Here is a 22,643-nt window from a genome sequence, read left to right as displayed (position 1 = left end):
AGTAATAACCATTATAAACTTACATTCAAGCCTAAGGAAATTGTCCTCAAAGTTGGGTAGTCATAAATTGTAGAAGAGTAAGGATCTTTGTATTTAAGCGGATTTACGATAGTCCATAGGTTGTTTCCTGTTAAAACTAATCGTGAATCAGCTATACCGATTCTGCTAAGCAAGCTCTTTGGCATTTTATAGGTTAAGGTCATGTTATTTATCCTGATCATTGTGCCGCTTCTGGCCCAAAAAGTCGAATTCCAACCGGCTGCTATACCTGCATCATCAAACCTTGGGAACGCTGCATTTGGGGTTTCTGGTGTCCAGTGATCGCGCCAATATGCCGGAACATTAACCGTTGCACTTGCAGGTGCTTTAGACTTGCTATCGAAAAATACTTTTCCGCCGAACCTGGTTACGAAGTTTGTACTTAAGCTTAACGTTTTGTAAGAAATAGCCACATTAAAGCCAATACCAAAAGAATTGGTAGACTCGAACATCGGAACCTGGTCTTTTTCGGTAATTTTTCCGTCGCCATTAGTATCTTCATAATACAGCCAGCCAACTTGTGGCACCCTGTTATTAATGGTATATGTTGGGTATTGATTGAGAAGTGCATCTACATCCGCTTGCGTTCTCAGCATTCCTTTGGAAATCAAACCATAGTTGCCGCTGTTATATTTATTGGGGTCCGTTCCGAACTGGTATTTTAAATCAGGATAGGTGATGTCCCACAACTGAAATTCATTATAAAACATCTGATCTATCCGGCTATTGGCAAAACCAAACAAAATATCGGTATTTACACCCCAGTTTTTATCAATTTTTGCTTTGTAACCAATCGAAAATTCATGCCCCCAGTTAGTACGTTGCTGGTAATTTAGCAGTGGTGCCTCAAAGCCGGCGTACATTGGGAAATTTTCATTGTTCCCTTTATCAAAGATATCGTAAGAATACCTATGGTAAAATTCGTAGGTAAAATTGATTTTGTTTTTCAAGAAAGAGGCGTCTAAACCTAAGTTGAAAGTACGGGCTTTTTCCCATGAAATGTCAGGATTGGGCATGATCTCTGGATTAAGTCCACCAGTTAATGTTTCATTATACAGGTATCCTGCCGGATCAACGGTATACCTCGATTGCCACAACCGCGCATTAATCCTGCTTTCCCCCACCAAACCATAATTGGCTCTCACTTTTAAGCGATCTACAAATTTGATGTTGTCTTTAAAGAAATCTTCTTCACTTATCGCCCATCCTAAACCCACACTTGGAAATAAACCCCATCGGTTGCCTGGCGCAAAATTTGAAGATGCATCCATACGGGCAATCGCCTCAATAAAATATTTTTTGCCATAATCGTAATTTAACCTGCCGATGTAAGAACGCTGAACCGATTCGAAAATGCTTTTGTTTTGTAATGTGAAAGTTGAGCGATCGAAACCCCAATACTCGTCAATACCTGGTAACACCTGGTTTCGCCAGTATACGTTCAATTGCTCATTTACGCCTTCTGACTGATCGAAAGCAGCTAACACATTCAGGCTATGTTTTCCAAATGTCCTGTCGTAACTGAGTGATGCAATAGCCTGATAGCTTGAAGATGAGTTCGTGCCTGAAGAGAGCTGCGTATTTGCAGCACCTACTGCTGTAATTGTACTTACAACCTCGTTGGTGTAAAGTAAATTGTTTTGCCCGGTTGTTTTGAAATTATAAACGGTGTATGGTGGCACGTATTGGCCACTTGTGCCGCTTCGGTTATTTTTACCAAATTGAACACGCCCAGTTAAACCAGGTATAAATTTTGGTTTATAATCAACAGAAGCATTTAGCGCCAGTCCTTGAGATTTATCAAAGATATTATTTCCTGAATTTACAACAGCAAGCGGATTCGTATTGCTATTGTAATTAATTGGTTTGCCATCGATCTGAATCGGCACCCATTTAGGCGTTGTAATCAGCTGTTGGAAAAATGCCTGATCGTTTTCTCCTCCATTTTTATAGGTATCACTAGTCTTTTTCGAAAAATCTGCGCTTAAGGTAACGGTGGCTGTTAAGCCATCCATAATTTTAGCATTCATGCCCGATCTGAAAGCATACTTACTGTAGTTGATACCACCATAGTTGCCTGATTCATCATAATAATTTCCACCGGCGAAAAAGGTGATCGCTTCAGAACCGCCAGAAACATTCATGTTATGCCTGTTTACCTTCGAAACCTTCCATAACTCGTCAAACCAACCTTTAATATTGCTATTTTTTAGCTGTTCTAAATCTGCGGCGGAAAACATAGACGAAGTCGGCGAATTTGCAATACGGTAACCATCATTTAACAGTTGCGCATGCTCGTATGCAGAGAGCATATCTACATTTGCTGCATTGTCTGAAAATCCTAAAAAACCAGTATAGCTGATTTGCGGTTTTCCTCTTTTTCCTTTTTTAGTGGTAATTAAAACTACTCCCTTTGCGCCTGATGCGCCATAAATAGCGGCTGAAGCGTCTTTGAGGAAAGAGATGTCTTCAACCATAGTTAAATCTAAATTATCAAAATCGTCACGCGTAACCGTAATCCCGTCAATTACGTATAATGGTTCTGTTGTGGCTCCAAGTGAAGCAGATGACTCCGATCTTGTTACTCCTCTGATATTAATGGTAACCGAGGAGCCTGGTTTGCCTGAAACAGAATTAACGCCTACACCTGCAATTTTGTTCCGAAGTGCGGCGGCAATATTTGGGACTGGTAAGTCCTGAATTTCTTCAGCCCTGATATTGGCTACCGAACCTAAAATCTCACTGCGTTTCTTTGTTCCGTAACCGATAACCACAACAGCATCCTGATCTAAACTCTGACTATCTTCTACAAAATTTACCGTTAAACTGGTTTTTCCAGCCAAAGGAATAGTTTGCCTGATAAAGCCAACATAAGAAAAAACCAATGCATCTGTTGCCGGATCAGCAATCAGTGCAAATTCTCCTTTATCATTGGTACTTACATTATTGGTTTTGCCGCGTATCCCGACAGTAACACCGGGAATGGGTTGCCCGTCTTTTTTATCTACCACTTTACCAGTGATCTGCTTTTGTTGCGCAAAAACAGTGGTAAATGCAAATAGCATGAGCACTAAAACCCATGAGGTTTTTCGTAAAAGTTTTGAGTTCATATTTGTTATTTGGTTAGTTTTTTACTAATACAGCTAATACGACATCAATCAGGCCTTGCGCTTGATCAATTTCATTTAGCATACATAAGCTGTAATGGCAATTGCCTTATACAGTTTATATTAGTGTTTCCGGTTAAGGATGTGTTTGTTGTTTGTTTGTTTGTTTTGCTTTTTACAGCTTGCTAGTTAGGCAAAAGAATTAGATCGCGTTATTTTAAATTATCTGTCTAACACTAATTGTCTTTGTGATGGCTCATATTTCTGTTTTTGGATTAAATAATTATTGGTTAGAAAGTATATTATACCTTTAAATTAATGAAGTAAAACCCATTTTTTTAGCTAAATAGCGTCGGTTATTATACAATTTTATCAGTACAAAATAACCTTCTCGCTATAAGCTATTTAGTGATTTTATCCACAATACAATATAAGTATAAATTCATATATAAATGAAATATTCTTAAATAAAAAATAATGAAGCGTTTAAATACGCTCCATAAGCCATGCTAGTTTGTTTGCGCTTTTGCTTTTCTGCGCTTCTCCCACTCTATTCCCTCTTTCTTTAAATCGTATCCGGCAGCTGATAAGTAATTATTTATTCTGCCTTTATATTTACCAAACCATGCATGTTTTTTATCTGACGATTCTGCATCCATCGCATGTTCACGTGCTTCGGTAAGCCAAACTAAAATTTGTTTTTTCTGCTCATCCGTCAATGTTAAAATCTCTTCCTGGTAGGCTTTATAGGTAATTGGCAATACATTATAGGTCATGCCGTTTTTAACCAGGTCAACCTGTTCATTGGTTAATTGCGCAGAAAGTTTGCTGATGTATTTTTTATGCAGTTTAGCTAATGAAGCTTCAACCACACGGCTATCTTTAGCGAGGGCCGAATCGCGTTCTACTTTATTGTCTTTGTTTTTTTCTTTAATTGCTTTAACACGAATGTCGCGTGCGGCATAGATGTCGTTTAAATTGCTATATTGATCTCTGATGATTACCATCACTTTTTCCGTTTTCTTCGCATCTGTAATTCCAAGATTGGTAACAATTTTAGCCGAACGCTCGGTAATCATTTTCACATAGGCTTCTTTATCGTTCACAGGATTGTTCTGAGCAAAAATTGCTGTAATGCTCGAGAGGGTTAACAATAAGGCTAAAATTGATGATTTCATGTCTTTATATTTAAATTGTATTTATTTTTTTTAGGTTCACATCTCCGCAAAAATGCACTTTTAAGCCAAGTTCATCCATTGCAGCTGCTTTAATGCGGCAAGCTTCGTGTGCACCGGCTTCATAATTGGTATAAACTACCTGAATGTGGTTGGCTTTATGTCTGGCCATTAACTGATCGCGGCTCACGCCTTTTAAAATGGCATGCATAATTGGCCATTCGGGTGTTGTTCCGTCCCAACGTCTTTTGGTTTCAGCCTCAGGCAAAGCTACTACTTCTCCAACCCCCAAATCGCAATGTAATTCGTTATCCATTACATAAACCCGGCTCCAAACAATGAAACCCGGTTTACTGATGCCTTTTAACGATCCACCACCTAAACGGAAATACATAGCTGGCTGCCTATCGCTGCTTGCTCCGGCATAACCACCAATAAAATGTGCAGGTGGTGCTGCTCCAGAGATTAAAAACAGCCAAACAAAACCGTCTACATCATCATTTTTGTAATATTCGCCCCAACGGATGTCGTGAAGCGTGTTTTCTCCAGTCATTCCTAATTCTTTCCAAAGATTGTAGGTTACCAGGGCATCTAAACCAGCACATTCGTCTACCTCGTTAAAATGTGGTAAAGCACGTTTTGGGTAAAGTTCTTTACCATCTACAGAAAATGCCGGCGGACGGTCTTCGTTATTTAATAAACCCTCTACTAAATCGCTGGCTACAGTTAAGTCTTTCAATCCTTGCTGATACTGGATTCCAATGGTATCGCAGCTAAAATGATCAGCAATCCTCAGGGCGGAGATATACATTTTGCACTGCTCAAGGGTTTGGTTTTTAGTTAATTGCGTCTCCTCTTCAGTTCCCCAGTTAAAGGTCATTCCTTTTTGCAAAAGCCATTCTAAAACAGCCTCTGCTTCGCTATTGGTAACCTGCAGCATACCTGCATATAGCGCCGATTGACTTAGACGCTCTTTAAAGAAACCGGTTTTGTGCAGCAGTTCGTCGGGAATGATAGCATTGTACATACCCATACAGCCTTCGTCAAACACACCCATGATCACTTTTCGCTCTTTTAAGCTTTTGGCAAAAGTTCTTCCTTTCTTGTCGTCGCTTAAGGGGATCTTACTTAAAGCAAAACTTTTTACATGACTTTGATCGTAACTGACCTTGCCGGTTGTGAGCCATTCTTGCAGGCCATCTGTAAAAAAATCATCCGTAAAATTTTCACTCCATAGAGTACTATATGGAATTGCCGCTTTGGTTAAGCAACCGTTCAGATTTAACATGCCTACCAAACCAGGCCATTGTCCGCTCCAGTTGGCTACGGTTAGTATCGGGCCACGATGTGTGGTAAGCCCTGCAAGTACATGATGTGAGTATTGCCAAACACTTTCTGCAACAATTATAGGTTGGTTGGGATCAATATTTCTAAAGATATCCATACCCATTCTTTGTGAATCGATAAAGCCGTGTTTTTTTGTTGAATTGTATGAATGGGCACGTTTAACTTTCCAGCCGAATTGTTCGATGGCTAAAGTTAATTTTCGCTCCATTTCGACTTGAGCAGCCCAACAATTTTGATTTGCTGAAAGCCTTAAATCGCCACTTGAAACCAGTAGAATTTCTCCTTGTTTACTTTGTCTCATAATTTATTAATGAACAAATAATTTATATAAATACAATTTGTCAGCTTATATTTGGATTATGCCTTTACGGCTATATACAAAACTCAACAATGAAAAACACTATTTTCTGATGGTTTTTATCAAATTAATATAGGATGTTATCATTAAACTCGTTAACTTTAGACCGCTGTGGTATAATTTTTAGAATATTGTATTACAGCCCTAACCAAATATTTATTAGTTATATGAAACCTCATTTTCATAAAGTTCCAATTACCTTACAAAGTTCCTTTAGTATCCGTCATGATATCAAACCCGATTTTGGGAATATCTGGCATTATCATCCCGAGCTAGAACTGCATTATGTAATCAAAGGAGAAGGCGTTCGTTTTATTGGCGATAACATCAGTAATTTTGTGCCAGATGAGATGGTGCTTTTAGGCGAAAATCTGCCTCATACCTGGCGCTGTAAAGATGAATACTTCCAGAATAACCCCGATCTTACAACCGAAGCCATGGTGATTCATTTCTTGCCCGATTGTTTGGGTAAATACATGCTTACTTTACCTGAAGCTTACCTGATCCCTAAATTATTCGAAAAAGCAAAAAGCGGAATGGTAATTAAAGGGAAAGCTAAAGATAAACTGGTTGATTTAATGCGGGCTGCAGTTGATGCAACCAATTTGGATCGGATCATTATCCTCTTGTCTATCTTAAAAACATTGGCCGAGACGGATGAATTTTCGACAATTGTAACGAGCAAAAATACATTTTATCAAAGCAACGAGTCTGAAACGCTCCGGATCAATAAAATATGTAATTATACCCTGAGCAATTATAAAAAGGATATTACATTGGAAGAAGTGGCTTCATTAAGTAATTTAAGCGTAACTTCTTTCTGCAGGTATTTTAAACTGATGACGAAAAAGACCTTTTATGATTTCCTGATTGAAATCAGGGTGAGTCACGCCTGCCGTTTTTTAATTGAAAACAAGCTTCCTACCGAGATGATCTGTTTTGATTGCGGTTTTAATAATGTGTCTAATTTCTACAGGCACTTTAAAAAGGTTACAGGGATGACGCCTTTGGACTATAAAAGGAAGTATTTGAGTTAAGTATAATTCAGACCTTATAGGTTTTTAAAACCTATAAGGTCTAGCAAAATAGATCCTGAAACAAGTTACCAATGATAGATTCAGACAGAAATTCGTCATTGCGAGGAACGAAGCAATCTTAATGCACACGCTAATAGCGATCGTTGTAAGATTGCTTCGTCGGCTGAAAAAGCCTTCTCGCAATGACGATATATCGAAGTTATTCATCCTTAAGATCGCGTCATTTATATTGATTTTATTCAATAAATTGCCCATCAGGATGACGACTGCGCCACTATATAAAAACCTTTATATTTAAATTGTTGCGAAGCAAAGTATAATCATCAAACAGTGTTTCTACTTCTTTAACTACGCTTGGCGTAAACGAACCCACATTTCTGCGGGTAAAAGTCGAGATATTAAGCCCTCGCTTTTGTAGGAAATACTTGGATACCACTGGATAAACGTTATGCATTACGTCCATGTTATCGATTAAAAACTGTTGTACCACTTGTACTTCATCTTTAAAAGCTTCATCATTATAATGGTCGCAAAGCCAAACAATCAATTCAGGGAAATAATTACCTTGAATACAAGATAATCCCGAAGCTCCAGCTTTTAATGATTCTACCGCATGCACGATATAGGCATCATACAACCCAAAAGCCCTGCCTTCAGTCAGTTTTAGTTTTTCTTTAATCTGACCAAGATCCAGGCAGGTATCTTTATGGTAAATCACTCTTCCTGTTGACACAAAATCGGCCAATTGTTGCGGTTTCAATACTCTTTTATAAGGCACAGGGCATTCGTAAAATCCCAACGGAATTTTATCTGTCTGTTCTAAAAGATTGAATACTCTTTCGTTAAAAACCTCATCAGTTTCATTTTCTTCTGCAAGTAAACTGGTAATCGCAATCACCGCTTCTACTCCTGTATCGCTCACTTCTTTTACAAAATCGGCCTGTTCTGAAATCGCGCCACCAAAAGTTCCGGTGGCTACCACTGGCACAGCGCCATTAACAACTTTAATCACATGTTTTATGGCCTGAATTCGTTCTTTACCAGTCAATTCAAACATTTCGCTCGACAGACAATTGGCAAATAAGCCTGATGATCCGGCCTGTAAATAAATCTCAGTGAGCTGCGTAAGGGCTGGGTAATCGATGTTCCCATTGCTTAAAAAAGGCGTGAGCATTACCGGGATGAACCCTTTTTGTGAGTTTTCCATTATATTCTGATATGGTAAATTGTTCTATTTAATTGCCTGATAAAACCAGAATGGTTTTTAATGGGCTGTTTTAGTTTTTCTATTTTTAATTTTTGTCAGGAAAAGTCCTGCTAAAAAAATGGTTAAAGTACCGATTACGATAATCATGTTTTTATGCAAAGGATTTCTAAAAACTTCATATTCTGGAGGAAGAAGTGAAGAAAATGTCATCCATATAATTACGGCAATGCCGATTATTGTTGCTGTTATGGCTTCATGGTTTTTAGTTTGCCTACTGATGATCCCCAACAGGAAGAGCCCTAACATTCCTGCCGCAAAAATTCCTGATAATTCCCACCAAACATCTAAAATACTTTTTACGCCAATCATGGCAATACCAGCAATCATACCCAATAAACCAAAGCCAATAGTGGCTAAGTGTAACAGTGATAAATTCTGCTTTTCGGTTACATCAGGCTTAAAATACCTTTTGTAAATATCTACAGAAAACACGGTTGCCGAAGCATTCATTCCAGAACTTATGGTACTCATTGCCGCAGATAAGATGGCCGAAACAATTAAGCCAACCAAACCGATGGGGATTTTAGTCACCATAAAATGTGGCATAATTTTGTCGCCATAATCTGATGGCTGTAATGCGTTTTGTACCTTCAACACCTCTGCTGCCGAAGCATGCAAAGGCAAACGCTCTATAGCCACCTGGTGTTTAATCGACTGCACCAGATCTGGATTGATTTCATAATAGGCATACAAGCAAGATCCTATAATAAAAAAGAGCAGTGATGCGGGAATATACAACCAAACACACAGCCAGATCGATTTCGAAGCTGCTTTGCTAGAGGATGCCGTATGGTAACGCTGTATATAGTTTTGGTCCATTCCGAAGTTATTCAGGTTGATAAAAAAACCATAAAGCAGAACGACCCAAAACGATGAGCCTACAAAATCTAGCTTAAAACTACCCAAACTAAATTTATTGGCCGATTGTCCGATCTCTACAATCTTCGAAACTCCTCCCGGCATATTCGAAATGATTAAATACAGAATGAGTAAGGCACCAAAAGTTTTCACTACCGCTTGTACCACTTCTGTCCATATTACCGCTTCAATTCCTCCTAAAACGGTATAAACAATGATACAAATGCCCATTACGATCATAATTATCTGCATGGAATAGCCAGTTAATGCTTGCAAGCTTAAGGCAATCCCAAAAAATATCGATCCCATTCTGGCCAGTTGCGTTAACAAGAAACATACCACCGCATATACCCTTGCCCATGCACCAAAACGTTTTTCTAAATGGGTATAGGCTGATATTTCTCCGGTACTCCGGTAAAAAGGAACAAAATATTTTGAAGCGATCCAAGCGGCCAACGGCATCGAAATGCTAAATACAAATGCATTCCAATTGCTCCCGAAGGCCTTTCCGGGCACCCCTAAAAAGGTATTGCTACTTAAAAATGTTGCATAAATTGATAAACCTATCGCCCATCCGGGGATCAGGCCCGAAGCTTTTGTAAATTGCTCGGAGTTTTTATTTTTCCTCGAAAAATAAACCCCAACTAATATCATTCCAACAAGATAAATGAAGATTATTGCAAGATCGACTACAGGAAGTCCTTTCATTATTTGTTGGCTCGTTTATTAATTTGGTTAAAACAAATATGCATGTCTAAATATCAGTATTAATATAAGATTTTGGCCACATATTGTACCATCTTATCTTATTGAACATCTAAAGCATCAACTGCTAGTCCTTTAGCTTCTGTAGCAATCAATTTGAGTTTATAAGTCCCAGCATTAATCATACTCCCGGTATTGGTACTGAGGTAATTCCATTTTCCGGTTTTAGTTGGTGCAAATTCAACCATTTCTGTTTTCATTAATGTTCCATCTGCCGATAAAAACTCGAGTTTACCTTTCAAAAGCTGCGCTGAGGGGTTATGGTATTTTAGAGTTAAGGAATAGGTATCGGCAACGCCAACTGATAACTGCCAGGTTAAACTCCCTTGGTTGGCTGCATTAAAAATTACGCGTTGTTTATCCATTAAAATTGCTTTCACAACCTCCTTGCCTTCTAAAACACCATCAGTAGCTTTATATGTAGTCGTGGTTTTTAAATCGTAAGCGGGCTGTAAATGGGTAACTGGTAATACAAAAACGGTTGCAGTTCTACTGTCAAAAATTATGCGCTCATTCGGAATAAGTCTTTTCCGATAAAGACCAAATATCTCATCCTTACTATTGGTTAGTGAAGTTTTGGTACCTTCGAATCCCTGAGGCACGCTACTATTGATATTCAGTGCCACAAACGTATCTACAGTATCAGTTGCGGTAAATTCGATACTTTCCTGTCCGCGTGATGCTTTTAACCACTCGGCGCCGTATAAATTCGATGGCAGATCAGTAAAAGTTGAATTTTCACCTTTAAACTGTTCTTCTCCAATATCCAACCAATCGCACAGTGCTGCATTTTTAATTTTGGTCGAAAGTGATTTACTTGATGATGCAGCTTGGATGTTTTGATTTAGACCTGAAATGGCAATGGCCGAAATTACAGCCTGCGCAACTTTTACTTCTGGGAAATTAATGTCCAAAAAGCCACCTTTAATAGTCGTTTTGATTGTTTTCTTTAACAAGGTATTACATCCTGCTTCTTTCCAGATATCTAAATCTTTAATTACCGTTATTCCATTAAATGCCACATCAAATAAACGCATGGCTTTGGCATCAAAACCTCCGCCAATACCCAGCCAAGGTTCTATAAAATATAGTTCAACCTGATATTCACCGTCCGGAAGCGGAAAATGATATTTCAACCGATCTCTGCCATATCTAAAAGTTTGAAAAAGCTTCCAATCCTTAGTCCCCTCTATAGGTTGAAAAGTACGGCGCTGACTAGCAAAAAATGTTGGAACACCGGTAAAATCCGAGGTCCATGAGGTTGAGCCAAAGTGATCAGGAGCACTTAAATTTCGATCGGCAGACCATTTATTGCCATTAGTATCAATATAATCACCCCCACCACAATTTACGCGGTACACATATTTATATCCCTGCGCCGGAACGGTTAACTGTTTATCACTTATTAAAGCATTAAAATTTGGACTTTGGGGTAAATTCTGCAGCACGATTTTATCTTTGGCGACTGCTTTTCCATTTACATACCCCATGGCATACAATACATTATACTGGATATCAGGCTTGTTCCATTGGAAATGTGTGCCGATTGTACCGCGTTTTCTTCTGCCTAAAGATTTGCCGTTTACATCATTAAAAAGCTCTACTTCATCGCAGTTGGAATAAACCACAATACTGTCTTTTATACCCGGTTTGTTCCAGCGGTTAGGCCAGGTATGCGAAACAATATACACCATAGGTTCAGTTTGTTTTGGCGCATAATTTGCCCTGAACATATAAAATACATCAGTAGGTTCTTCCCAGGGCGTAAACATGCCCTTGTAATTTACCGGGCCTACCCGATCCAGATCTCTTAATCCTTCTCCCCCTTGCACCCTGCCCGGATTATCATGTGAGCTATACAACCAGAAAAAATGACCAGCCGTTTTATCTTTTACCGATTCGGCCAAGCGCACCTTGGTTTCCATTAAATCGGTCATTTTGTTTTCGGTGTAACCTTTTCCATTGGCATCAGGCGTGTGAAGATCAATTGTTCTCCAGGCGCCATATTCGCCAACCAAAACCTGCCGCTGGAGATCTTCTCCATAAGTTAACGGATTACCACCATAGGTACCGGTCCAGTTTTGGGGAACATCCCAATCCGTTCCTTTTCCACCGTTACAAGTGGTTACTTTTCTTTGTGATGAAGCTGTCGGATCGAGTTTTCTAATCAGTTCTGTACATTCTTTTGCGAAATCTTCAGGCAAAGTGCTCTCGTTTTCCAAACCCCATAAAACGCCTGCCGGGCTGTTTCTGCGCTCTTTTACCCAGTCTGTTAAAAGTGATTTAAAATTCTTCCGAAATTCAGGGGTATCATACCAGATATGAGCAGCCATTTGGGTCCAGCATAAAATGCCTTCTTTATCCCAATAATCAGAATACAATAAGTTATGTGGTTGATGTGCATCGCGGAAAGCATTAAAACCTGCAGCTTTAATTTGTCGTACTCTTGAACTGATCTGTTCGTTGCTAAAAGCATGGCTCTGCCCGATTAAATGTTCATATTCGGCAATCCCGTTAATAAAAACAGGTTTTCCATTTAATAAAAACTGTTTCTGGTTCACTTGTTCGCCAATGGGCCAGCTGATCCATCTGATTCCGTAAGGCGTTTTCAGTTCATCTACAACCTTTCCATTTTCTATGATAGTGGTTTGTAAAGTATAGAGATATGGATTTTCCAACGACCAAAGTTTTGGATTGATGATCTTGTCGGTCTGCTGATCGATCTGAATTTCTTTTCCGACAGGAACAACAACAGATTTTTTCAGTTCTTTGATCTGTTTTCCGTTCCGATCCAGCAATCTGTTTACAACGCTTATATTTTTAGGCTTTAAACTATAATTTTTAACTATAGTACTCAGATTCAGAATGGCCGCCTTTTCTGAGATTTTATTGTCGTTCCAGATGTGGATACCAAAAGGTTCTACCCGAACTTCATTGGTTACAATCAAATGAACCGGACGGAAAATGCCCATCGGCTGCGAACCTTCTGAAAAACCGCGTTCTGTAGAACAACCGCCGTCAACCCAAGGTAAATCCTGGATATTTGCAGGGTGATCTGCTCTTACCGCCAGCACATTTTCCTGGTTATTTAATTTGATGGCTGAAGTAACATCCAAAGTGAAAGTTGTCCTCCCACCAGCGTGGTACCCCATTTTTTTACCGTTTAACCAAACTGTTGCATACGAACCCACGCCTTCGAAATATAGAAAAAACCGTTTTCCGTTATTTTCGTTGGTTTTAAATGTTCTACGGTACCAGGCATAGCCATGTTTATTGCCATGAAGTTTACGTTGATACCCTTCGTACTGATCCCAGTTGTGCGGAACATTTACTTTTTTCCAGTTTAAGGTTTTGTAGTTGGTTAACTGAAAACCGTCAAAAGTATTGCTGTTTTTTTCATCCGCAATGCTGAGCCAATTGGAATTTAATAATATATCTTTCCTGGTTTGGTTTTGTGCATAAAGTGAACCCCCTCCATAAAAATTTATAAAGCATAACAGCAATAAACACAACTGTTTAAATTGAATTCTTTTTGGTTCGTGTGGACACGAACCAAGGCACCTAACCAAGGTACGTGTCCACACGAACCTCTTAGGAAAATTTCGCAGGGATGTGTACAGGTAAATCTGGCGGGTGTCAATCCAGCCTAAATCTGACGAAATCTTCTCCCGCTCAGTCCTTTTAGATTTTGTAAGTTGATTCATCGCGCTTTCAGATCTCCATTCAGTTTATGGCTTTCACCAGCTTTAGTTTCGAACGTTGCGTTATGGTTTTTGTAACGGATTTTACAGTTCCCTCCTGTTTTAGATTTTACAGTAAGGGAGGTTAGTGCACCTTTATCCCAGATTAAATCCAGTTCGAAACCTCCTCGGGCCAGAAGTCCTTTAATTTCTCCGTTTGGAATTGCCGTTGGCAATGCGGGTAAAACATCTAAATAACCCTGGTGACTTTGCACAATCATTTCGGCAATTCCGGCTGCACCACCAAAGTTTCCATCTATCTGGAAAGGAGGATGTGCATCAAAAAGATTCACATAAGAACCTGCGCCATTATTGGCTGGTTTCATTAACATTTTCACCAGTTTCATGGCATGATCGCCATCTTTAAACCTCGCCCAGAAATTGATCTTCCAGGCCAAACTCCAACCTGTAGCGTCATCTCCGCGGTACAACAAAGATTGTTTTGCCGCCTGCATCATCTTCTCGTTACCATCCCAGGTAATATCATTTCCTGGATACACACCCCACAAATGAGAAACATGGCGATGTTTACTTGCGGTATCATCTACATCGGTTAACCATTCTTGCAACTGTCCGTATTTGCCTATCTGATTTGGTGCCAGCTGTTTAACTTTTTCAGCTAGCGATTTTCTAAATTCGGCATCTACATTTAGCGTTTCGGCTGCTGTTATACAATTTCTGAAAAGCGATCTGATAATCTGTTGGTCCATTGTTGGACCAGCCACTAAACCACCATTTTCTGGTGAGTTGGATGGCGTACTAATTAGCCAGCCAGTTTTTGGGTCTTTCACTAAAAAATCTTCATAAAATAAAGCAGCTTGTTTCATTAAAGGATAGGCTTCACTTTCCAGAAACTTACGGTCTTTACTAAATTGATAATGCGCCCATAAATGATCACTTAACCAACCGCCCCCACTCACCCAAATACCATGATTGGAGGCATTAATTGGTGCTGTACCGTTCCATAAATCGGTATTGTGGTGTAAAACCCAACCACGGGCATTGTAATATGCTTTTGCCGTTTCAGCTCCGGTTTTCGCCAGTCCTTTGATTTTGTTGAAAAGCGGCTCATTTAAGGCTGATAAATTAAGGATTTCAGTTGGCCAGTAGTTCATTTCGAGGTTAATATTGGTGGTGTACTTGCTTCCCCATGGTGGAGTAAGCAAATCGTTCCAAATCCCTTGCAGGTTGGCTGGCTGAGTACCCGGCCTAGAACTGGAAATCAACAAATATCTTCCATACTGCATATATAAAGCAGCAAAAGCAGGATCGTTAGCCGATGCAAATTTTGCTAGTCTTTCGTCTGTGGGAAGGTTTTCATTAGCCGATCGGCCAAAATCGACACTAAAAGTGCTGTAATAGCTTTGATATTCTTTAATGTGCTTCTGTTTTATTTCGGCGTAAGTTTTACCTTTTAAACTATTGATTGCCTTAATGTTAGCAGCTATCGGATTCCCAGAAACATCCTGCGCATTGATAAAATTGGTTCCAGCTGTTAAATAAAGTGTTACTTCATCTGCCTGATTGATACTAATTTTGCCATTCATCGCCTTCACAGAGCCGTTTTTGATTAAAGCCGTTAATCGGCTTTCTCCCTTAATTGCACCATCTTTTACCTGAACAGATAAAGAAATCACATTATTCCCTAAAGCTTTTACGGAAGATTTTCGGTGCGCGCTAGAAAGTTGAGCATCGAAACTGATAGATGCCTTTTTATTTGCAGTTAAATGGATTACAATAGCTTGATTCGGCTGGCTGGCAAAATATTCACGAACATAGTTTACACCATTTAAAGTATAAGTTGTTTTTGCAACGGCTGTGCTGATATCTAAGGATCTTTTGTAATTAGATACAATCGATTTGGTCTGTTTGAAATATAGATTCAAATCACCAAAAGGCTGATAACTGCCCTGGTATTGTGGAACGGCCGGTGGATCTTCATCCTGAATTTTATATTTCCACGCTTTAACTAATGAGATGCCCTGCTCTACACTGCTTCCAATCGGATAAATGCCAATTTTTTTTGAAGTATCTTTATAGCCAGCCAGTCCGCCTTTATCAAAGTAGTTGAGTACCTGAATTGCAATTACATTTTTACCCTTTTTAATCAGTTTTGCAGGAATAGTATATTTTCTTGGATCCGTATTATCAGTATTGCCAACCAATTGACCGTTTATATAAGTAAAATCCTGATCACGGATGCGATTAAGATCGAGTACAAGATCTTTTCCAGCCCAGTTTTCGGGCACATCAAAAGTGGTTCTGAACCAAACGGCACCGTCTAAATTGGCTAAGCCTACAGTTTCCCAACCTTCGTACGAAGGCACTTTAATCGTTTTCCAAAGCTGATCATCAAAATTTGCGAGTGCAGGATTGCCCTGAATGCCCTTGCCAGCTTTCATTTCATTTACCCAAGTTTTTCTGTCACCCGATGTACTTTGCAAGCCCATAAAATGTTCTTGGGCTAAAGCTTCTGCTGCTGCCTGTTTTCCTTCAAAAAGTAATTTCCTGATCTCAGGCAGGTATTGGGAAGCTCCCTTTCGGTTGTAATCCCTTGGTTTGCCTGTCCAAACGGTTTCTTCATTGAACTGGATATGATCTACAGCCGCTCCGGCGAAAATCATGGCCCCCAATCTACCGTTTCCGATGGGCAAGGCATCCGTCCACTTTTCTGCCGCCTTATTGTACCATAAAGTATGGTTGTTTTCTTGTGCAAAGCTACCAAAATGAGCCGCCAATATTAAAAATGATGTACTTAATAAAAGTTTAAACCTCATATTATTGTCCTTTATCGCCTGAAATAATTTCGATGTTACTGCTTACTTCTTTTTCTTTTTTAACGGCCTCTTTCACTCGTCTAAAATTATTGTTTCCTAGGAATATATTTTTAGTTTCGGCCCCGTTTAATTTCAAATAGGTAACAGTTTCTTTAACCGGAAAAGCATTATACAGGAACAGATCAGATACATTGGTGATATCAATTACAGCCGCATTGGCATGAGGTTTAATACTTTTTAAACCATCAACAATTAAATTATTCACCTTTAATGCCTTTATCGATGCACCTAATTCGGTATTTACCGTTACGTTATGAAACTCAATATTACTGGAATTTTGAATAGAAAAACCAGTTTTGGCATCCATATTAATATCATTGAAGGTAATATTATCGATAGGCATTTCTTCTAAACCATTTAAATAACCTGCCTGGTTAACCTGACCGGTGATATTGCTGAAATGGATATTCCTAAAAATCGGTGTACGTTCGGAAACGGGTTCTACATTTGTTTTGGCGTATTGCATATCGAGTACAATCGCCTGATCTTTAATGTTTTTCATGATGATGTTGCTCACCCTAATTTCTTCAACAACACCGCCCCTGCCACGGGCTGTTTTAATGCGGATCCCCCTATCTGTTCCATCGAAGACACAGTTCGAGATGGCTATCTTACGTACATCGCCCGACATTTCACTGCCGATAACTACTCCACCATGACCTGATAACATAGTACAATTTGTAATCACATAATTTTCTGCAGGAACAGCCATTTTTCGTCCAGGCGCATCTTTGCCAGATTTGATGGTGATGCAATCATCGCCCACACTGATGTGGCAATCTGAAATGTGCACATTTTTACAAGATTCAGGATTAATGCCGTCAGTATTCGGCGAATGGGGATTGTTGATGGTAACAGCATGAACCTTAACGTTTTCGCAAAATTCTGGATTGATGGTCCAAAAAGGCGAATTGCGGATGGTTATCCCATCGATCAGCACATTTTTACAGAACATCGGTTGTATAAACGGTGGACGAAGAAAACCGCGTTTCATCTGCTTAGGATCATCTGGCAAAATAATATCCTTGTTTAAGCCATCAAAAGTAGTTTGCCATTTAGAACGTGCTTGCCCTTCCTTATAACCTTCTACAAAATCCCACCATTTTTTTCCATGCCCATCAATTACCCCCCTACCAATAATCGAGATATTTTCCACTTTATAGGCATAAAACAAAGGCGAAAAACTGGTTACGTCCACACCTTCGTAACGGCTTTTCACCATGGGTAAATAATCATCAAAATTATCGCTGAAATGCAATTCGGCACCGGCATCAATCAGTATGGTAATGTTACTTTTTAAATGGATCGCGCCTGTTAAATACTTACCAGCAGGAAAATAAACGGTTCCGCCACCCGCTTTTGATGCCGCTTCTATCGCATTTCTGATTGCTGTTGTAGCCAGTTTACTGCTGTCGTTTTTTGCGCCGTATTTAATTACGTTGTAATAAGACTGGGCTTTCGCAGTTAAGCCGATGCCAAAAGCAAGGATAAAAATTAAAGCCTTAATAATATTGATGGAATGTTTCATTTGGTTATATTTTATTGTTTTTTCGTCATTGCGAGGCACGAAGCAATCTTACTACTATCGCTAGGCATAATCACTAACGCTTTAGGATTGCTTCGTGCCTCGCAATGACGATCTATTTAGTCATGCTTGCGCTCGTTTCCGAACGAGTGCAAAATAGCATTACGATTTTATCGTTAATTCATCTGCACTTTTAAAGGCTTTAAATCCTTCCCTTTATAAATCTCTTTACCATCTACAAATACCACTAATCCTATGCCCTTATTATATTTTTTCCCAGTTTTATCCCACAGAATAGTCAACGTTTTATGGTGATACGAAACTTGATCTAACATGAACCAATCCCACTGATTTTTAGGGATTAATGGCGAAATTTCGAGCACATTATCCTGACGTGGCTTTATGCCAACCAGATCATTGATGATTAGATCATTAAAGGTGGAATGGTTATAGAAACTACTCCTTGGATTATCACCCTTTAACCATTCTCCTGTTTTCTCATCCTGATACTCACCGATGTAAGGTTTTCCATTTTTGACATGAGAAGCAGCGTACTGGTGTAACTCCTGATAGAAGACTTTGGCGTTCATTTTACCATGTTTTTTATAATTCGTGAGCAGATTTGCCAATCCTTTCAAAGTTTGCGAACTGGCAAAAGGCCAAAGTGCTCCATCCCATTCGCAGCTATGTCCGGTACCTCTTGTTCTAAAGGTTGGGTTTCTTCTTTCGGCAGTTGTTAAACCCCAGGGCGCTTTAAATCCTGCAGTATCCAATAACTGATCCCAGGCCTTTGCATATTTCGATTGATCATCAGGTAAATTGAAATCCCATGGTGTAAAACCGATAGCTTCTCTAACATCCGATGAACCTCCTTTGGCTTTTCTTGTTTCGAAAAACGAGGAAGCAGCATTCCACAAACTATCCTGAACCAATTTTTTAAGCACAATTGCTTTGTTTTTGTATTTGTCGGCCAAGGTTTTTTCACCCAACAAAACCGCAATTTTATCCAAAGCCATGGCATTACCATACATATAACTGTTTATGGTTGGTCGCTGGTTCTGGTCTTTTCGCGAACCACTGATCGATTCTTCCATGCCATCCTTAACATCATGTTGCCAGAAGAGGCCGTTTTTAAGTTGTCTTTCAGCTTCCCATTTGCCATAATCTTTATCCAATGCAGGCAAAATTTCCTTCAAAAATCCCTGATCAGGCTGTACCAGATAATTCTGATAAACGGCATCATCAACCCAGCTGCTAAATTGATGGAAACGTTGTTTCGTTTGGCCAACATCGGCATGGTAAAGCCAGAATTTGATGTAATCTTTTAAATAGCTATTATCCTTTAACCATCTGCCCTCGTAAATATGGTGACCTAATGCGCAGCTAATGGAATTATATTTCCCCGCATGTTTAACTGGCTCGATAAATTCGGTAAAAATGAATCCTTCAGGCGTTTTAACCAGGTGTTTGCGGTAAGTCCACCAGCGGTAATAATAGTTTTGTTCCAATACCGAATCGGGGCATTCGAATAAAGGTGCCTGTTCAGCTAACCATGTAAAGGCCTCGGCATTGGGCACATGGTTTTTAACCGCCTCGGTGTCGATAGAATTGAAATAAGTAACATATTTCTTCAGCTTTTCGGTCCCCAGAATTGATTTCTGCTGTGCAAAGCCTGTAATTGTCAGTACCGACAATGCTGCTGTTGCAATTAAATTTCTTGTATTCATCATTATTCAAATAACCAATCGATATCTTTTCCTCTACCATCCAAACCTGCATTAAAAATCCGCAGTTCCTGTTTGTCATCTATAAACCCTAAAACCAGACAGGCCCCTTTACCTAAATTTAAAGTATGTGTTCCTGCAGGGAAAGAATAAGCATGAACATTTACCGGTGGAAAACCATAAGGAACCAATGCATTCGATATCTTGATTTCAGACTGACCATAGTTATTGGCACTCGCATCTGTTTCCAGTTGTGGAGGGGCAAGATATTGCGGATCTTTCTGATTAAAAAAGCCTATCAGCAACTTTACAGGTGCTTTGGTGCTGAATTTAATTTCGGTTCCAATTTTAATCTGCTTTTCTTTTGCAAGTTTAATCCCCTTTAAACCCACTAATTGCGCTGCAACTTCTTTAATCTTAATTGCAGTATCTGAAAAAAGCGGTGCATCTTTGGCTATCACATAACTTTCTGTTTCGTTTAAGACTTTAACATCAGCACTTTTGTAAGGCACAATTGCAGTTACCGTTCCTTGTTTTATTGATTTCAGAGAATCGATACTTCTTTTAAAATGATTAAGTTCTTTGGTAAAAACAGGTAACATCTCTTTCCAATGGATAAAGGTTTTATCCACACCACGCATCGGGATTTTACGTTGTTTGGTTTGCATGCTATTGGCGTACAGGTAACTGTGTTCTGTCAATTTAACCAGTTTAGCATAATGATCTACGCTTTTTTGGAGAAAAGGCAATGCCTGTTCTAAATCAGCTACCTGATTCGAATTTTTATATCGCAGTATCCACAGGGCTGCCTTAACTTTTTCAGCATAAAAATTAGCCATTTCATCATAACAGTAGATATCATTTCTAAGTCGCTTAAATTCTGCGGTATCTTTCGTTATACTAGGTGCAGCCTCATTAATAGATTGAATGGCTTTTTTGCCATGTTCAACCACTTCGCGTGCCACCTGAATTGGGGTTTCACCAATATGGCCTTGTTTCTTCCACTCTTTTTCGGCGTATTCGATAATCATTTCGCCTTCTGGGGCTTCCGATTCGTACATTAAGGTAAACAACCCATAACGGAACGGATTAATGAGCTGGGTCATCAGCATGCCCAAGGTTAACGTTTGTCGGTTGCCATCGGTAATTCCATACCTGCGCAAAAGTTTGGGTGATATCTCACCCGATTCTTCATAGGCATTCAGAATGGCTTTACCTCCAGTTAAATTAGCACCATATTTATTGGCCAGCTCATTTCCCCAATACTTAATTTCTTCACTACGATCCCTTTGCGAATTCCACGAATATCTTGCCCATTCCTTGTACCAGATCCAATCGCGCTCTACTTCCAATAACCTTCCTTTTACCTCATCAGCCGAATATGGCCAATCCCAATAACTCGCTTGAGGATATAAATGCAAGCCTTTTGCACCATAAATCTTGTTCATCGCCTGAACTGATTTCTGGATAAAGTCTGCCGATCCGTAGCGAAAGGGCTCTAGATTAGCTAAAATATGCACGTTAGAGATATTGATCGTTCCAATAGCGGCTAATTTCCTGTTTAAATCGGCCCATGCCCCACGAGGGGTATAAGTAGTTAAAGCCTCACCATTAAACTTATTTTCGGTATATAGATTTTTATATAACGGTAAAGCGGCTTTCATCACGCTTGGTGCGTCGGTATCATGTGCACGCAATACAATCGGAGGTTCTTCCTTTATCCCAGCGGCTTTTAATCCATCTTTTACTCCGGGGATAATTGTTTTGGTGAACCAATCAATATCATCCTGACCAACGCCCTCCATTGCTTCACCTAAAGCCACCATTAAACCAACGTTTGGGTACTTCTCTACAAAAGACGAAATCGATTTTCGGGTATAATCGGCAATTAAAGGAATAATCGGGCGGTTCCGATCTTGTGTTTTCAGGCCATGTTTATCGGCAAATGGTTTAGGAATAATAATATTGTAAAACATCTGGATCACCCAAATGCCACGTTTATCAGCTTCTTTCGTTAAAAACTGGAAGATTTCTTCATTCTTTTTTAAAGTAGCATCATCAACCTCTACTGCATAAGGATAATCTTTTAAGCGCAGCAGCGACGAAAAAGGATGTCCGTTCCATAAATAAAGCGAATTATAGCGGTTTTCGACCATCATATCCAGGTACTTAATCCATAGAGTTTTATCATAAAGCCAAGGGAAAGTTTCAGGGGTGTAAGGATATTCGTAAACATCATGTCCGGGCAGGTAATCTGGTTTCTGTAGACCGATACAGGTACCTCTCAGCACCATTTCAGGTTGATCGGAAAGTGCCAGCTGCGTAGGTAATTTACCGCTACTCTTGATTTGATCTGCCAGTTCTATACAGCCATATAAAGCACCGGATGCATCATTGCCGATTACATAAAGCACCCCGTTTTTCCCGGTATAAATATGAAAGCCCTCTTTTTTGGTCGTTGAAATCTTATTTTTAATCGCTGCTGGAAGGTTATTGACAAAAAGTTTATCAGAAAACACACCAATCGCAATAACATTGTTATTTGAAGCAAGTCTATCCTTTTGTTCGATTTTGGTCGAATAATTTAACTTAACTAAGGCTTTTGATAACTTTTCTGCACCAAAACGCACCCGAACATGATTTTCTGTAGAAATTACAATTGTTTTTTGCACGCGCTCAGCAGCGTTAGAAAATGGTACAGCTAAAAAATAACAGGAAATAAAAATCAGAAAATTTCTCATTCAAATTGGCTCTAATAACAAAACCTATTTTAACAGGTTTTTTATGTGATATTTGGTTAATACTATATTTAAATATAAAGATATTCTTCAAATATAAGTAATAATACCGAATGGCTTTGTAAA

At 39.3% G+C, this 22,643-nt stretch carries 11 protein-coding genes; 1 reads left to right on the top strand and 10 read right to left on the bottom strand.

Annotation, left to right across the window (positions count from 1 at the left end):
• Positions 1–11: 11 nt before the first annotated feature.
• The 3 genes from LQ201_RS07645 to LQ201_RS07635 form a co-directional block, all read right to left on the bottom strand.
• Entirely contained in the window at positions 12–3,149 is a 3,138-nt protein-coding gene (locus tag LQ201_RS07645; RefSeq protein ID WP_230140823.1) for a TonB-dependent receptor, read from the bottom strand.
• Between the two features lie 506 nt (positions 3,150–3,655).
• Positions 3,656–4,324, bottom strand: coding sequence for a DUF3826 domain-containing protein (locus LQ201_RS07640; protein WP_230140821.1), 669 nt, complete (start codon positions 4,322–4,324; stop codon positions 3,656–3,658).
• A gap of 10 nt (positions 4,325–4,334) precedes the next feature.
• The gene (locus tag LQ201_RS07635; RefSeq protein ID WP_230140819.1) at positions 4,335–5,969 is read right to left on the bottom strand and encodes a fucose isomerase; all 1,635 of its coding nucleotides are present in this window, start codon (positions 5,967–5,969) and stop codon (positions 4,335–4,337) included.
• Positions 5,970–6,193: 224 nt separating this feature from the next.
• Here LQ201_RS07635 and LQ201_RS07630 point away from each other — a divergent pair, with 224 nt between their 5' ends.
• On the top strand, positions 6,194–7,063 hold the full coding sequence (locus LQ201_RS07630; RefSeq protein WP_230140817.1) for an AraC family transcriptional regulator: 870 nt from the start codon (positions 6,194–6,196) through the stop codon (positions 7,061–7,063).
• A 274-nt stretch (positions 7,064–7,337) separates the two neighbouring features.
• On the opposite strand, the gene LQ201_RS07625 is transcribed toward LQ201_RS07630, so the two are convergent.
• From LQ201_RS07625 to LQ201_RS07595, 7 genes are all read right to left on the bottom strand, one after another.
• On the bottom strand, positions 7,338–8,270 hold the full coding sequence (locus LQ201_RS07625) for a dihydrodipicolinate synthase family protein (RefSeq protein WP_230140815.1): 933 nt from the start codon (positions 8,268–8,270) through the stop codon (positions 7,338–7,340).
• A 57-nt stretch (positions 8,271–8,327) separates the two neighbouring features.
• Entirely contained in the window at positions 8,328–9,896 is a 1,569-nt protein-coding gene (locus LQ201_RS07620; protein WP_230140812.1) for a sodium:solute symporter, read from the bottom strand.
• A 98-nt stretch (positions 9,897–9,994) separates the two neighbouring features.
• The gene (locus tag LQ201_RS07615) at positions 9,995–13,456 is read right to left on the bottom strand and encodes a malectin domain-containing carbohydrate-binding protein (protein ID WP_230140810.1); all 3,462 of its coding nucleotides are present in this window, start codon (positions 13,454–13,456) and stop codon (positions 9,995–9,997) included.
• A 197-nt stretch (positions 13,457–13,653) separates the two neighbouring features.
• The gene (locus LQ201_RS07610) at positions 13,654–16,470 is read right to left on the bottom strand and encodes a glycoside hydrolase N-terminal domain-containing protein (RefSeq protein WP_230140809.1); all 2,817 of its coding nucleotides are present in this window, start codon (positions 16,468–16,470) and stop codon (positions 13,654–13,656) included.
• 1 nt (position 16,471) lies between these two features.
• Positions 16,472–18,058 (bottom strand): glycoside hydrolase family 28 protein, encoded by a 1,587-nt coding sequence (locus LQ201_RS07605; protein ID WP_230140805.1) that lies wholly within the window; start codon positions 18,056–18,058, stop codon positions 16,472–16,474.
• Between the two features lie 173 nt (positions 18,059–18,231).
• Positions 18,232–19,782 carry a glycosyl hydrolase family 65 protein gene (locus LQ201_RS07600; RefSeq protein WP_230146618.1) on the bottom strand — a complete coding sequence of 517 codons (1,551 nt, stop codon included), beginning with the start codon at positions 19,780–19,782 and terminating at the stop codon, positions 18,232–18,234.
• Positions 19,783–19,784: 2 nt separating this feature from the next.
• Positions 19,785–22,520: a hypothetical protein gene (locus LQ201_RS07595; RefSeq protein ID WP_230140801.1), complete on the bottom strand. Its 2,736-nt coding sequence runs from the start codon at positions 22,518–22,520 to the stop codon at positions 19,785–19,787.
• Positions 22,521–22,643 lie beyond the last annotated feature (123 nt).

The sequence above is a fragment of the Pedobacter sp. Bi126 genome (assembly GCF_918698245.1).
Taxonomy (GTDB): domain Bacteria; phylum Bacteroidota; class Bacteroidia; order Sphingobacteriales; family Sphingobacteriaceae; genus Pedobacter.
Note: the sequence above shows the minus strand (reverse complement) of the source record. Positions and strands in the feature narration are given on the sequence as shown.

Coding starts and splice junctions, on each gene's coding strand:
- LQ201_RS07605 (WP_230140805.1), bottom strand. CDS start 18,058: ATGAAACATTCCATCAATATTATTAAGGCTTTAATTTTTATCCTTGCT.
- LQ201_RS07625 (WP_230140815.1), bottom strand. CDS start 8,270: ATGGAAAACTCACAAAAAGGGTTCATCCCGGTAATGCTCACGCCTTTT.
- LQ201_RS07600 (WP_230146618.1), bottom strand. CDS start 19,782: ATGAATACAAGAAATTTAATTGCAACAGCAGCATTGTCGGTACTGACA.
- LQ201_RS07640 (WP_230140821.1), bottom strand. CDS start 4,324: ATGAAATCATCAATTTTAGCCTTATTGTTAACCCTCTCGAGCATTACA.
- LQ201_RS07595 (WP_230140801.1), bottom strand. CDS start 22,520: ATGAGAAATTTTCTGATTTTTATTTCCTGTTATTTTTTAGCTGTACCA.
- LQ201_RS07630 (WP_230140817.1), top strand. CDS start 6,194: ATGAAACCTCATTTTCATAAAGTTCCAATTACCTTACAAAGTTCCTTT.
- LQ201_RS07645 (WP_230140823.1), bottom strand. CDS start 3,149: ATGAACTCAAAACTTTTACGAAAAACCTCATGGGTTTTAGTGCTCATG.
- LQ201_RS07635 (WP_230140819.1), bottom strand. CDS start 5,969: ATGAGACAAAGTAAACAAGGAGAAATTCTACTGGTTTCAAGTGGCGAT.
- LQ201_RS07610 (WP_230140809.1), bottom strand. CDS start 16,470: ATGAGGTTTAAACTTTTATTAAGTACATCATTTTTAATATTGGCGGCT.
- LQ201_RS07620 (WP_230140812.1), bottom strand. CDS start 9,896: ATGAAAGGACTTCCTGTAGTCGATCTTGCAATAATCTTCATTTATCTT.